At 53.2% G+C, this 12,766-nt stretch carries 13 protein-coding genes; 4 read left to right on the forward strand and 9 right to left on the reverse strand.

The features are described 5' to 3' along the window. Positions 1-24 precede the first annotated feature (24 nt). From ACIPDS_RS04740 to ACIPDS_RS04750, 3 genes are all read right to left on the reverse strand, one after another. On the reverse strand, positions 25-861 hold the full coding sequence (locus ACIPDS_RS04740; RefSeq protein ID WP_400733154.1) for a shikimate dehydrogenase family protein: 837 nt from the start codon (positions 859-861) through the stop codon (positions 25-27). Beyond that, positions 851-2,197 (reverse strand): MFS transporter, encoded by a 1,347-nt coding sequence (locus ACIPDS_RS04745; protein WP_400733156.1) that lies wholly within the window; start codon positions 2,195-2,197, stop codon positions 851-853. The genes ACIPDS_RS04740 and ACIPDS_RS04745 overlap by 11 nt, the downstream gene beginning before the upstream one ends. An 87-nt stretch (positions 2,198-2,284) precedes the next feature. Then, positions 2,285-4,135 (reverse strand): bifunctional sugar phosphate isomerase/epimerase/4-hydroxyphenylpyruvate dioxygenase family protein, encoded by a 1,851-nt coding sequence (locus ACIPDS_RS04750; protein ID WP_400733159.1) that lies wholly within the window; start codon positions 4,133-4,135, stop codon positions 2,285-2,287. A gap of 133 nt (positions 4,136-4,268) precedes the next feature. Between ACIPDS_RS04750 and ACIPDS_RS04755 the strand changes: the two genes are divergently transcribed. Continuing rightward, on the forward strand, positions 4,269-4,907 hold the full coding sequence (locus ACIPDS_RS04755; RefSeq protein ID WP_400733161.1) for a TetR family transcriptional regulator: 639 nt from the start codon (positions 4,269-4,271) through the stop codon (positions 4,905-4,907). 17 nt (positions 4,908-4,924) lie between these two features. Here ACIPDS_RS04755 and fumD read toward each other — a convergent pair whose 3' ends face one another. Next, positions 4,925-5,140 carry a fumarate hydratase FumD gene (fumD, locus tag ACIPDS_RS04760; protein WP_400733164.1) on the reverse strand — a complete coding sequence of 72 codons (216 nt, stop codon included), beginning with the start codon at positions 5,138-5,140 and terminating at the stop codon, positions 4,925-4,927. A 467-nt stretch (positions 5,141-5,607) separates the two neighbouring features. Here fumD and pykF point away from each other — a divergent pair, with 467 nt between their 5' ends. The 3 genes from pykF (at position 5,608) to ACIPDS_RS04775 (ending at position 7,889) form a co-directional block, all read left to right on the forward strand. Beyond that, positions 5,608-7,020: a pyruvate kinase PykF gene (gene pykF / locus ACIPDS_RS04765; RefSeq protein ID WP_112203801.1), complete on the forward strand. Its 1,413-nt coding sequence runs from the start codon at positions 5,608-5,610 to the stop codon at positions 7,018-7,020. Between the two features lie 310 nt (positions 7,021-7,330). After that, positions 7,331-7,567: a murein lipoprotein Lpp gene (gene lpp / locus ACIPDS_RS04770; protein WP_062779559.1), complete on the forward strand. Its 237-nt coding sequence runs from the start codon at positions 7,331-7,333 to the stop codon at positions 7,565-7,567. 82 nt (positions 7,568-7,649) lie between these two features. Then, complete coding sequence (locus ACIPDS_RS04775) at positions 7,650-7,889, forward strand: major outer membrane lipoprotein (RefSeq protein WP_166513833.1); 240 nt, start codon at positions 7,650-7,652, stop codon at positions 7,887-7,889. Positions 7,890-7,953: 64 nt separating this feature from the next. Here the strand turns inward: ACIPDS_RS04775 and ACIPDS_RS04780 are convergent, their stop codons facing one another. From ACIPDS_RS04780 to sufC, 5 genes are all read right to left on the reverse strand, one after another. Continuing rightward, positions 7,954-8,940 carry a L,D-transpeptidase family protein gene (locus ACIPDS_RS04780; RefSeq protein WP_400733169.1) on the reverse strand — a complete coding sequence of 329 codons (987 nt, stop codon included), beginning with the start codon at positions 8,938-8,940 and terminating at the stop codon, positions 7,954-7,956. A 122-nt stretch (positions 8,941-9,062) separates the two neighbouring features. Further along, entirely contained in the window at positions 9,063-9,482 is a 420-nt protein-coding gene (gene sufE / locus ACIPDS_RS04785) for a cysteine desulfuration protein SufE (RefSeq protein ID WP_400733172.1), read from the reverse strand. A gap of 13 nt (positions 9,483-9,495) precedes the next feature. After that, a complete protein-coding gene (sufS, locus tag ACIPDS_RS04790) occupies positions 9,496-10,716 on the reverse strand; it encodes a cysteine desulfurase SufS (RefSeq protein WP_400733175.1) in 1,221 nt (406 codons plus the stop codon). Continuing rightward, entirely contained in the window at positions 10,713-11,987 is a 1,275-nt protein-coding gene (sufD, locus tag ACIPDS_RS04795; RefSeq protein ID WP_400733178.1) for a Fe-S cluster assembly protein SufD, read from the reverse strand. The genes sufS and sufD overlap by 4 nt, the downstream gene beginning before the upstream one ends. Continuing rightward, positions 11,962-12,708, reverse strand: coding sequence for a Fe-S cluster assembly ATPase SufC (sufC, locus tag ACIPDS_RS04800; protein ID WP_166513828.1), 747 nt, complete (start codon positions 12,706-12,708; stop codon positions 11,962-11,964). Before sufC ends, sufD begins: the two co-directional genes overlap by 26 nt. Between the last annotated feature and the right edge of the window lie 58 nt (positions 12,709-12,766).

Here is a 12,766-nt window from a genome sequence, read left to right on the forward strand (position 1 = left end):
GGCTATTACGTTAATGACCAGCGCTTAGTAGCGAATCTCTGCCAGCGCCTGCAACTGCTCAGGCGTTGCGACCGGCAGATGGAAAAAGTCCAGATAAGCCGGGATCATTTCAAACAGCATATCGGTGCCGCGCTGCACCTGGCATCCTCGCGCCATCGCCGCTTGCAGAAACGGCGTAAATTCCTGCTTCATGACGACTTCGCCAACAAAAGTCCCGGGGTCAATCCGCGCGACATCCATCGGTAGCGAATCGCCGGGTGACATGCCCAGTGGCGTGGCGTTAACCACCAGCGAGTGTCCGGCCGGATCGTTGGACTTAAGCGTCAGCTTTAGTCGCGGATAATGCGTTTGTAGGCGGTGTGCCAGCGCCTGTGCCGTCGCTTCCTGAGTATCATACAACGTGAGATGACTCACCCCCGCCGCGGCAAGAGATGCCGCAATCGCCGACCCTACGCCCCCGCTCCCTACTACCAACGCACGCGCGCCGAGAGCGCGGAAACCTTTGCGTTGAATGCCGCGCACAAAACCGTCGCCGTCGAACATGTCTCCGGTTAGCGTGCCATCATTTTCCCGACGGATAGCATTACAGGCACCGGCAATTTGCGCGGTCGGGCTAAGCCTGTCCACCAGTTCACAGGTTGCCACTTTATGCGGCATCGTCACCAGGGCGCCGGTGATATTGGTCAGGGAAAACAAGGCCGGAAGCAGTGCGGCATAATCTTGCGGTTTCACCCCCATCGGCACCACTTTCACATCAACGCCTTGATTTTCAAACCAGGGGTTATAAATCATGGGGGCTTTAAAGCTGGCGGTTGGATATCCCAGGTGCGCAATCAACTGTGTGTGTCCGCTAATCTGCATGAGCACTCTCCGTAGTCAGATCCAGCTCAATGCGTTTCACGTCACCGAGGATAAATACATAGGCGATAACGCCAAGCAGTGCAGCGCCGCCAATATAGATAAGGGCATAGAAAAAATTACCGTAGGCAGCGACGATAAAGCCAATCACCAACGGTGTCAGGATCCCTGCGAGGTTGGCACAAAAGTTAAATAGCCCGGCGGTGACTCCTCCTAACCCTGTTGGCGCCATATCGGAGATGAGCGTCCAGCCCAAGCCGACCATGCCCTGACCAAAGAATGCAAACGACATCACCAGAATGACCGCCGTGTCGCTGGTCAGCCAGTTGGCGCTAATAATGCAGCTCGCCATCAGCAGGCCGGCGATAATCGGCAATTTACGCCCCAGATTGGCATTACCGGTGGCCTTGAGTAATTTATCCGATACCCATCCACCAAACATCACGCCGCCTGCCGCCGCCAGGAACGGCAGAATGGCAAAGAAGCCCACCTTCAGCCACGGCATATGTCGTTCGGTAGCCAGATAGGTTGGAAACCAGGTCAGGAAGAAAACCAGAACCGTATTACCCGCAAACTGGCCGATGCTGGCGCCGACAATCTGGCGCTTGCTCAGCAGCTGTTTCATCAGCGGCCAGCTAAAGACTTTACGCTGTTCAGCACCGGAACTCATGCCACCGCCCGCGGTGATATAGTCGCGCTCCTGTTCGCTAAGGCTGGCATCGTCATGCGGCTCGCGATAGTGTCGCCACCACACCAGCGCAAAGAGGATGCCTATAACGCCAACGCTGATAAACAGCGCGCGCCAGCCAAAACCCTCCATAATCCAGAACAGAAGCGGCGCAAAACAGGCCAGTCCAAGATATTCCCCTACCGTGTACACCGCCGTCGCTTTCGCCCGCTCATGCTGCGGGAACCAGGCGCTTACCACCCGACTGTTCACCGGAAAACACGGCGCTTCACTCACTCCCAGTCCGAAACGGCACAGCAGCAGCGTTTTTAAGCCAACGGCGAAACCGTGAAATAGCGTAAAAAGCGACCAGAAACTCAACGCCAGGAAATAGGTAATTTTATTGCCGAAGCGGTCAAGAAACATGCCGCCGGGAATTTGTGCTAAGGCATAGGTCCAGGCGAAAGCGGAAAAGACGATCCCCATCATCGCCGCGCCGATACCCAATTCCTGAGTCAACTGCGGGGCAGCGATACCCAGCACAGTCCGGTCGAGATAGTTGATCATGGTGCCTACTGCCAGCAACGCCAGAATACCAATGCGTCGCCGGGAGCGAGGAACAGCATTGACCGCCCGAGCGGTCGCCACGCGATTATGGCCGAGTGTGTTCATAGTGTTTACCTGTCATTGTCGGGTGCAGATGAATATTATTTTTATGTTCTATCCGGGGCACTAACGTACCGGGTGGTACATTTTGATTCAACGGTACTGCATTGCGGAAAGCCGCACGGCGGCATTTACCGCGCCATATTGCGCGTATCCATGACGTCTTTGCGTCAATTCAAAGAAGAAGCGTCCTTCACTAAACGGCCAGGTGTAGCGATGCAAAAATTCACCGCCCGAACTATCGCGGTCGTAGAGGATTTGCAGGCGCTGGAGAATATCGGCTTGCACACCATTGCCGAAACGCGCCACCAGGTCTTCATAATAGTTAGCGGGCACCGGCAGTGAGAGCGATGCATCCAGCGGCTGACTCTCCAGCAGCGCCGGAAGATCGTGACAGGCAAAAGCCGCATGCTGCAATCCCGCCCCTTGATAGCAAGCTACCGAACGCGCAATTTGCGTGGCGCGACTTTGTGAAATATTCAGCGCAAGACGAATATTTCCCTGCGGACTCTGTACTGCCAGACTGCGAACCAACCCGTAGGGGTCGGGCATGGTTTGTTCATGCTCGAGCGCGAAGCCGAGCACCGTACGGCAGAACATCACCCAGTTATCCCGGCTATCTGCATCCATTCCTAATGCCAGATGATCGATACCCAGCAGATTGCCGCCGTGGCTGTCCGCCGTCAGATTGAAATCTTGTGCGTAGATATTCTGATGGTCATCAACCAGATAAATCAGACTGCCATCCGGTGCGCAAACTGCGGGGATCGTGCTTTCATTCGGCCCGGCATCCCCCTGCCAGGTGGCGTATCCGTAGGCTTTCGCTCGGGCAACGATGGGCGCGCTCTCGCTAACCCTTAACGCCATAGCACACAGCGACGTACCGTGACGCTGATAGAAATGATCGGCCCAGCTGTGGGGCTGAGAGTTGATAATCACCCGCGCACCGCCGTTACTCCACAGTGCGACCTGTTTTGTCCGGTGCTGACCCGCCAGCCGAAACCCCATGCCACTTAGCATCGCGCTAAGTTTTTTGGCCTCTGCGGGGCTGGCGGCAAATTCAATAAATTCGGTGCCGTTAAAGGTCGGCAGAGCGGCTGTCACGAATAAATCCGCATCGGTATGGCCCAGCGCCCGGTGAGTCTGCTCTTCCAGCCACAGCAGCGAGCGGTAGCCATCTTTCGCCGTCGCCCCATTGGGCGAAGCGCGAAAACCATCGTTAAAAATTTCCAGCGACCACGGCCCGCGGTAACCGTGTTGCGTGAGCTGACGGGCAAACTCCACCAGCGGTAATTCACCTTGTCCAGGGAAGCAGCGGAAATGACGGCTCCATTCCAGGACATCCATTTTCATGAGCGGCGCATCCGCCAGCTGCAGGAAGGTGATTTTCTCCACCGGGACTTCATGCAAACGATGCAAATCATCGCCTAGTGACAGGATATGGAAACTGTCGAGTACAATGCCCAGCGCCGGGCTATCCACGGCCTTCACCCGCTCCCAGGCCTGATACCAGCGATTGACGTGCGTACCCCACGCCAGCGCCTCGTAACCTACCTGGATATTCTCTTGTTCTGCCAGCGTCGCCAGCGCACGCAGGTCGGCAACTTGTTGTTCAAAATCAGCGGAACAATCGGCCTGCACGTTGCTGCACAGCAACATCGTGTCGCAGCCTAGCTCATGCATCAGCGCAAATTTGCGTTTTGCCCGCGCCAGGTTGGCGGCAAATTGCTCGCGCGTAGCGCCTTCAAAATCACGAAATGGCTGAAACAGCGTGATTTTTAGTCCTAAATCGTCAGCCATATTACGGACATCTGCCGGCGTACCGGTATAATAGAGCAAATCATTTTCGAAGATTTCAACGCCCTGGTAACCGGCCGCTGCAATCGCGCTCAGTTTTTCAGGCAGGGTTCCAGAAATTGATACGGTAGCAATCGAACGCAACATAGTTTCACCTGACTTAAGCGGTAACAGTTGCATCGAATATGAACCATTTGGTTAAATCGCGCCAGATTTGGTTGCTAAATTGTGATCATAGTGTGTATTTTTTGTTCCTTTGGAATTGTTAACAGGAGTTGTTATGTCCGCCATTGCTCACGATGAAGCCCAATCGCTCAAGACGCGTATTTTTACCGCTGCGATCGCCGTTTTTGCCGAACATGGGCTGGCAGGCGCCAGAATGGAACAGATCGCCGGAGAGGCGCAAACCACCAAGCGCATGGTGGTCTACTACTTTAAAACCAAAGAGTTACTGTACCAGGCGGTTCTGCAATATGTTTACACGCGCATTCGGGAAACTGAGCAGCAGCTGGGGCTTGAGAATCTGCCACCGGTAGAGGCATTGGTGCAATTAGTGAAGTGGAGTGTGCGTTATCACGTAGAGCATGCCGATTTTATGCGGATTATCTGTATGGAGAATATGCAGCGCGGCAAATGGCTGCTGGCGTCCGGGGATATGAAGCAGTTAAACAAGAGCGCCCTCTCGCTGCTTGAACACATTCTGCACCGTGGGCAAGAACAGGGAATTTTTCAGCCGGCGCTGGAAGCTCGGGATGTACATCGGTTGATCAGCAGCTTTAGTTTCTATCAGGTGTCTAACTTTTACAGCTTTAATAGCCTCTATCTGGATGGTCCACTTCCGGACATCGATGACGAAGCGCTTATCACCCACCACAGCGAGCTCGCGGTAAAAGCTATTTTGCGCTTCGTCATCGCCTGATTATTGATATTTGTCGGTCAGGGTTGACCGGATAGCGCTTTCACCACCTTTTGCATCGCATCGCGCGTCAACTCTGAGCGCTGGATCTTGCTATTCGCCAGCGCCGTTCGCACCACACCCGCAATCACCATATGCTTTGGCTCCTGGCCTAAATCCCGCATTTCCAGGACAACCTTACCCACAACGCGACACATCTCCTGGTATAAAACATCGTCTTTTGCTTGATTACCCATATGTTCGCACTCGCTATTTTCCATTAATAATCAGTTCATTATTGTTTTCTTCTATCGATAAAGCAAATCAGCGCGCAACGCAGGCTCCTCTGAGCTTGCACGTTGCGCATTGCAACTGTTACTTTTTAACAAGATATTCGTTTTTATTTTGTTAATAAGTGACTTTTGATTTTGAAACGGCGTTTTTATTTTCTTTTTTGCGTATTACATCGTATAATCTGCCGCGTTTCTTTCTTGAATGGTTTCAGCTCATTGGACTGCATTAATAAACGATTAAAACATCGCCTATTTCACTATGCTGAACCTCTAGCACACTTTCCTCTGCACGCTTTTTTTATGTCACCTATCCTTATGGCGTGGCATAGCAACTTTCGTAATACAGCTTTAGCTCTGTGGCCATGTGGACATGGAGCGAAAATTCAAAATCCCAATCCTTCTCAATCTCAACCTAAAAGACTAAGACTGTCATGAAAAAGACCAAAATTGTTTGCACCATCGGACCAAAAACTGAATCCGAAGAGATGTTAGGCAAAATGCTTGACGCTGGCATGAACGTAATGCGTCTGAACTTCTCCCACGGTGATTACGCAGAACACGGCCAGCGCATCAAGAACCTGCGCAACGTGATGAGCAAAACCGGTAAGAAAGCCGCTATCCTGCTGGATACCAAAGGCCCAGAAATTCGTACCATTAAGCTGGAAGGCGGTAACGACGTTTCCCTGAAAGCTGGCCAGACCTTCACTTTCACCACCGACAAATCTGTTGTGGGTAACAGCGAAATCGTTGCTGTAACTTACGAAGGCTTCACCACCGACCTGACCGTAGGCAACACCGTACTGGTTGACGATGGTCTGATCGGCATGGAAGTTACCGCTATCGAAGGTAACAAAGTTATCTGTAAAGTGCTGAACAACGGTGATCTGGGCGAAAACAAAGGCGTTAACCTGCCAGGCGTTTCTATCGCTCTGCCAGCACTGGCTGAGAAAGACAAACAGGATCTGATCTTTGGTTGCGAGCAAGGCGTTGACTTCGTTGCTGCATCCTTTATCCGTAAACGTTCTGACGTTGTTGAAATCCGCGAGCACCTGAAAGCGCACGGCGGCGAAAACATCCAGATCATCTCCAAGATCGAAAACCAGGAAGGCCTGAACAACTTCGACGAAATCCTCGAAGCATCTGACGGTATCATGGTTGCTCGTGGCGATATGGGCGTTGAAATCCCAGTTGAAGAAGTTATCTTCGCTCAGAAAATGATCATCGAAAAATGTATCCGTGCGCGCAAAGTGGTTATCACTGCGACCCAGATGCTGGACTCCATGATTAAAAACCCACGCCCTACCCGTGCAGAAGCTGGCGACGTTGCTAACGCCATCCTTGATGGTACCGATGCCGTTATGCTGTCCGGTGAATCCGCTAAAGGTAAATACCCGCTGGAAGCTGTGACCATCATGGCAACCATCTGCGAACGTACTGACCGCGTGATGACCAGCCGTCTGGACTTCAACAACGACAGCCGTAAACTGCGCATCACCGAAGCCGTTTGCCGTGGCGCGGTTGAAACTGCAGAAAAACTGGACGCTCCGCTGATCGTGGTTGCGACTCAGGGCGGTAAATCTGCTCGCGCTATCCGTAAATACTTCCCGGATGCCACCATCCTGGCCCTGACCACCAACGAAACTACCGCGCGTCAGCTGGTGCTGAGCAAAGGCGTTGTTGCACAGGTCGTTAAAGAAATCAGCTCTACCGATGATTTCTACCGTCTGGGTAAAGAAGTTGCAGTAGAAAGCGGTCTGGCTCAGAAAGGTGACGTGGTCGTTATGGTTTCCGGTGCCCTGGTACCGAGCGGAACAACCAACACTGCATCTGTGCACGTACTGTAATAATTCACATACTTATTATAGTTTGCTTAAAAAAGCGCCCGCTGGGCGCTTTTTTTATACATACAGATAACATTGCTGAATAAAAATCAAATAGGCTGGCACTATTTAAAACGCGATTATCTAAGAGGAATCCGATGGAAGTTACCTGTTTTCACAGACTTTTTCGCTAAAAAAGCCGCGAGTCGATGCTTCTTTGAGCGAACGATCAAAAATAAGGGAAAACGAATAAAAATATCTTCTCAATATAAAAAAGTTTGTGTAATACTTGTAACGCTACATGGAGATTAACTCAATCTAGAGGGTATTTATAATGAATCGTACTAAACTGGTACTGGGCGCGGTAATCCTGGGTTCTACTCTGCTGGCAGGTTGCTCCAGCAATGCTAAAATCGATCAGCTGTCTTCTGACGTTCAGACTCTGAACGCTAAAGTTGACCAGCTGAGCAACGACGTGAACGCAGTGCGTTCCGACGTTCAGGCTGCTAAAGACGACGCAGCACGCGCTAACCAGCGTCTGGATAACGCAGCTACTAAATACCGTAAGTAATAGTATCTGTGTAATGAAAATGGCGCATTTCATGCGCCATTTTTTTTGCACATATAACCACACTTTTTATAAGGATATTCTCATGAATCGTACTAACAAACTGGTATTAGGCGCCATCATTCTGGGTTCTACCCTGCTGGCAGGTTGCTCCAGCAACGCGAAAATCGATCAGCTCTCTTCTGACGTTCAGACCCTGAGCGCAAAAGTTGACCAGCTGAGCAATGATGTTAACGCCATCCGCGCTGACGTTCAGGCTGCTAAAGATGACGCCGCACGCGCTAACCAGCGTCTGGATAACCGCGTGACCCACATTCGTAAATAATTCGAATCAGATATAATAATGGCGCACATTGTGCGCCATTTTTTTTGCCTGCAATCCGACAAGCTTACTGCGTCATTTGATTTGACGATGACTCTGCGTTTTGTGCGGAGAGTACCGACGACGTTGCTGCGGCCGTTGAATCTGAAACCATCATCGGGTATCCGGCACGACGCGTCAGGCTTTTCTTCACCAGCGCCTCGCTCACACCCTTCTGCTCAGCAAACTGCTTAAATTCCGGCGACAGTGTAATCTTCATAGTTTGTGTATCCTGCGCTTCGTTCGGCGACAGCGGACGGTGAACTTCCAGATAGTGTGCGCCATTCGGCTCCACGGAATATTTTACCGGTTCGTTAATCACTCTGACCGTCGTCCCGCTGCGAACCTGGGCAAACAGCGCTTTGATATCCGGCGCATTCATACGAATACAACCGGAACTGACACGAAGCCCGACGCTATCCGGCGCGTTAGTGCCGTGAATAAGATATTCGCCGTTACCGTAAGCCAGACGCAGCGCAAACAGCCCCAGCGGATTACCTGGGCCCGCAGGAATCACGGCAGGTAAAGTCACCCCGCGTTCGAGCGAACGGGCGCGAATGCCCGCCGTCGGTGTCCACGTTGGATTTGGGATCTTCTGTCCAACCCGCGTGGTCATCTCAGGCGTCTCAAGCCCCTGTTGACCGATGCCAATCGGGAACACCTGCACTATCTGCTCGCCCGGAGGAAAATAGTACAGCCGCAGCTCAGCAAGGTTTACGACGATCCCGTCACGCGGCACGTCCGGTAATAGCATTTGCGAAGGAATGGTGACCACCGTTCCCGGCATGGGTGAGGAGGCGATAGTATTATTGGCCTCGAGAATCAGCATCGCCGCCGTATCATAACGTCGGGCAATGGCCTGTAGGTTCTTATCCCCCTCCTGAACGGTGTAGATTTGATTGTGACCGATTAAACGGCTATTGGCAGGGGGTAACGGGTAGTCGACGGCCCAGGCGCTGGAAAACGCGCTGAGGGCGCTTAAAATGCTGAGTGTGATAAGAGACGCGCGCTTCATATCTGGATTCCTTATTCATATTCACTGACAACATGCCAGAAAGCTGAACCACCAGTGAGGCGGACATACAGCCCGCCTTGCTTCTTAACAGATTGGAAGCTGTCTTTTCTATAGTAGCTAAATTAGTGGGACCTCGCCGCCGCACGCGCGCGAATTGCACGGATCATTGCTTCCAGTCCCTGAGTTCGTGACGGCGTCAGGTGCTGTGCCAGCGCCATCCGCTCAAACCAGGGGCGAACGTCAAAGGTTTCAACGTCCGCGGCGGTCATTTCATCGTAGAGGATAAACACCACGGCAATCAACCCTTTAACGATTGCCGCATCGCTATCGCCCCGTAAAGTCATGCGCCCTTGCTCATCGGTACCCATGACTATCCATACCTGGCTTTGACAGCCCTGAATGCTGTTCTGCGCGCTGTGCTCTTCCGGGGTTAGCGGCGGCAGCCGTTGACCCAGTTCGATGATATAGAGATATTTCTCTTCCCAGTTGGCGCAGCGATTGAAGTTGCGCAATAGCTTGTCTTTATCCGGTAAAGCCGCCATCGTTGGCTCCCTGTTATCCCAGTAAACGTTGAATACGCTGTAGACCGGCCACCAGACGATCCACCTCTTCCACCGTGTTATACATCGCCAGTGACGCCCGGCACATGGCCGGCACCTGATAAAATTCCATCAGCGGCATGGCACAGTGATGCCCGGTGCGAACGGCAATACCGTAGTTATCGAGGAAGCTGCCCACATCGTAGGCGTGGTGTTTGCCGAGGTTAAACGCGATAACGCCCAGACGGTCGGCGGGGCCATACAGATGTAGATCAGGAACCTGGGATAACGAATCAAGTGCATAACGCATCAGCGTTTGCTCATATTCTCCGATTTGCGCAAGCCCCAGCTCGCTGACGTAATCCAGCGCCGCCCCCAGCCCGATAATGCCGCCGGTATTCGGCGTTCCGGCCTCAAATCGCCACGGCGCGTTTGCCCAGGTGTTGCCCTGCGTCAGACTGACGGTCGCAATCATTGAACCGCCCCCTTCCCACGGCGGCATATCTTTTAGGAGCCCGGCTTTGACATACAGCGCGCCAATTCCGGTTGGCCCATAGAGTTTATGGCCGGAAAAAGCGTAGAAATCACAATCCAGCGCCTTTACATCCACCGCGTGGTGCATCACCGCCTGCGCGCCATCCACCAGCGTTTTTGCGCCGTGCTGATGCGCCAGGGCTATCAATTCACTCAGCGGATTTTCGGTGCCCAATACGTTTGATACCTGCGTCACCGCCAGCAGGCGAGTCCGTTCATCAAACAATGAAGGTGCAGCGGCCATCTGCAACGTCCCGTCCGCATTGAGGGGGATAACGCGCAGTTGTGCGCCGCTTCTAGCGCAGAGCATCTGCCAGGGAACAATATTGGCATGATGCTCCATGGCGGTAATGACGATATTATCGCCCGCCTTGACGTTGCTGCTGCCCCAGCTATTGGCCACCAGATTGATGGCCTCCGTCGTGCCGCGCACAAAAACGATCTCTTCAGCGCTCGCGGCGTGAAGGAAATGGGCAACCTTCTGCCGAACCTCTTCCATTCGCTGCGTGGCTTCGGCGCTTAACGTGTGAATACCCCGGTGCACGGCGGCATAGCCATGACGATAAAAGTCGGCTTCAGCGTGGATCACCTGCTCGGGTTTCTGCGCGCTGGCGGCGGAGTCAAGATAGGCCAGCGGCTGACCATTGACTTCGCGAGCGAGCACCGGAAAATCACTACGTACCTGTTGCACGGAAAAGGTCATTGCTTACCTCCCACCAGACGTTGCCCAATGCGCGCCAGAACGTGTTGCTTGAGCGGTTCCAGGGTAATTGCATCCGTAAGCCCAGCGGCGAAGGCATACAGAATGATCTTTCTGGCCTCATCTGATGCGATACCGCGTGAGCGCAGATAAAAGAGTTGTTCATCGTCAATCCGACCGACCGTGGCTCCGTGGCTGCATTTCACGTCATCCGCATAAATTTCCAGCTGCGGTTTCGTGTCCACTTCCGCCAGGCGGCCCAGCAGCAGATTATTGTTGGTCATCTGCCCATCGGTTTTAACGGCATTCGGCGCGACGGTAATCACGCCGTTAAATACCGCGCGCCCTTTGTCACTGACGATCGTTTTATGCAGTTGACGACTATTGCAGTAGCCTTGGTTGTGCTCAAGCCAGGTGCGGGTGTCGCACACTTCCGTGTTAATCGGCATCGACAGGCTGTTAACCCTTAAGGTGCTGTTTTCACCATTTAACTGTGTGCTGGTGTGATGACGCGTCACCGCTGCGCCCAGCAAGAAGCTGTGGCTGAACGCCGCAGCATCGCGCCCCAGTCTGAGGTCGTTATGGGCAAAGTGATAGCTGTGCGCATTTTCAAACCCCAGCTTGAGGTGATGAAGCTGGGCGTTATCCGCAAGCTCCGCCGTCAACCGCGCGCCGGTGAAGTGGCGTGATTCATTAAGGCTGACATACTGCTCAATCACCGTTGCCTGCGCCCCTTCTTCCATATGCAGATGGTGGCGATAGTGCGCGGTGTTCATTTCATCGCTTTCCAGCCCCCGGGTAATGTGTAACAGCAGCAAGGGTTTTGCCGGATGTTGGTTACGTCGAACCTGAATGCGCGTGACGTTAGTCGCCAGGCTTTCCGTCAGATGCAAAAATACCTCACCGTGAACCGCTTCCGGCAGCGATTGCCGCTGGTTATCTACCGTCACCTCAAAACCGCTGCCCGTGAGAGAGTCGCTTAAGCCGGGCTCAAAATGTCCGTCAACGAACACCAGCCGCCAGGCATCCAGCGCGAGCGCATGGGCGTCGCGTTCCGCCGCCGTTAATGCCGGTAAAGCAGGCGCCACGAAAGTGCTCGCCAGCAGTTTATCGAGCGAGGTGTATTTCCAGTCCTCATCTTTACGCGACGGCAGCCCCAACCGTTGCACCTGCTGCAGGTGCTGCTGTGCCTGTGGCGAAGTCTGTCCGCCGCGCGCCTGGAACAGCGCATGCCACTGTTGTAATGCGCTACTGTTGTTCGCTAAGCCAGCCATAGCCCTGCTCCTCCAGTTGCTTCACCAACGTAAAGTCACCCGATTTCACGATGCGCCCCTGATAAAGCACGTGCACCACATCCGGTTTGATATAGTCGAGAATACGTTGATAGTGGGTGACGATAATAAATGCACGCTTACCGTCACGCAGGGAGTTAACACCGTCGGAAACCACTTTGAGAGCATCGATATCCAGCCCGGAATCCGTTTCGTCCAGAATGCACAGTGATGGCTCAAGCACCGCCATCTGTAGAATATCGTTGCGCTTTTTCTCCCCGCCAGAGAAACCGACGTTCACCGAGCGGGTAAGCAGATCGGCGGGCATTTTCAACAGATCGATTTTCTCTTCCATCAGATCCTGAAAATCAAAACGATCCAGCGGCTCCTGTCCACGATGCCCGCGCACCGCATTCAGCGCGGTTTGCAGGAAGAACTGATTGCTGACGCCCGGGATCTCAACCGGATACTGAAACGCCATAAAAATGCCTTCACCGGCGCGTTCTTCCGGTGACATGGCCAACAGATCATTATTGTTAAAGCGAACTTCGCCGCCGGTCACGGTATAGTCTTCACGTCCGGCAAGCGTGGCTGAGAGCGTACTTTTCCCCGAACCGTTTGGGCCCATGATGGCGTGAACTTCGCCAGGGCGCACCTCAAGGCTGACGCCCCGCAGAATCGCTTTATCATCAACCGAGACCTGCAAATCTTTGATACTCAACATAACTTATCCCTTAATCTTTAGAGCCTGTCCCAACAGGCGAATAAAATAGCCTGATGGG

Source organism: Kluyvera sp. NPDC087067 (assembly GCF_044745165.1).
Taxonomy (GTDB): domain Bacteria; phylum Pseudomonadota; class Gammaproteobacteria; order Enterobacterales; family Enterobacteriaceae; genus Kluyvera.

Coding starts and splice junctions, on each gene's coding strand:
- ACIPDS_RS04745 (WP_400733156.1), bottom strand. CDS start 2,197: ATGAACACACTCGGCCATAATCGCGTGGCGACCGCTCGGGCGGTCAAT.
- fumD (WP_400733164.1), bottom strand. CDS start 5,140: ATGGGTAATCAAGCAAAAGACGATGTTTTATACCAGGAGATGTGTCGC.
- ACIPDS_RS04775 (WP_166513833.1), top strand. CDS start 7,650: ATGAATCGTACTAACAAACTGGTATTAGGCGCCATCATTCTGGGTTCT.
- ACIPDS_RS04780 (WP_400733169.1), bottom strand. CDS start 8,940: ATGAAGCGCGCGTCTCTTATCACACTCAGCATTTTAAGCGCCCTCAGC.
- sufE (WP_400733172.1), bottom strand. CDS start 9,482: ATGGCGGCTTTACCGGATAAAGACAAGCTATTGCGCAACTTCAATCGC.
- ACIPDS_RS04740 (WP_400733154.1), bottom strand. CDS start 861: ATGCAGATTAGCGGACACACACAGTTGATTGCGCACCTGGGATATCCA.
- sufS (WP_400733175.1), bottom strand. CDS start 10,716: ATGACCTTTTCCGTGCAACAGGTACGTAGTGATTTTCCGGTGCTCGCT.
- sufD (WP_400733178.1), bottom strand. CDS start 11,987: ATGGCTGGCTTAGCGAACAACAGTAGCGCATTACAACAGTGGCATGCG.
- lpp (WP_062779559.1), top strand. CDS start 7,331: ATGAATCGTACTAAACTGGTACTGGGCGCGGTAATCCTGGGTTCTACT.
- sufC (WP_166513828.1), bottom strand. CDS start 12,708: ATGTTGAGTATCAAAGATTTGCAGGTCTCGGTTGATGATAAAGCGATT.
- pykF (WP_112203801.1), top strand. CDS start 5,608: ATGAAAAAGACCAAAATTGTTTGCACCATCGGACCAAAAACTGAATCC.
- ACIPDS_RS04755 (WP_400733161.1), top strand. CDS start 4,269: ATGTCCGCCATTGCTCACGATGAAGCCCAATCGCTCAAGACGCGTATT.
- ACIPDS_RS04750 (WP_400733159.1), bottom strand. CDS start 4,135: ATGTTGCGTTCGATTGCTACCGTATCAATTTCTGGAACCCTGCCTGAA.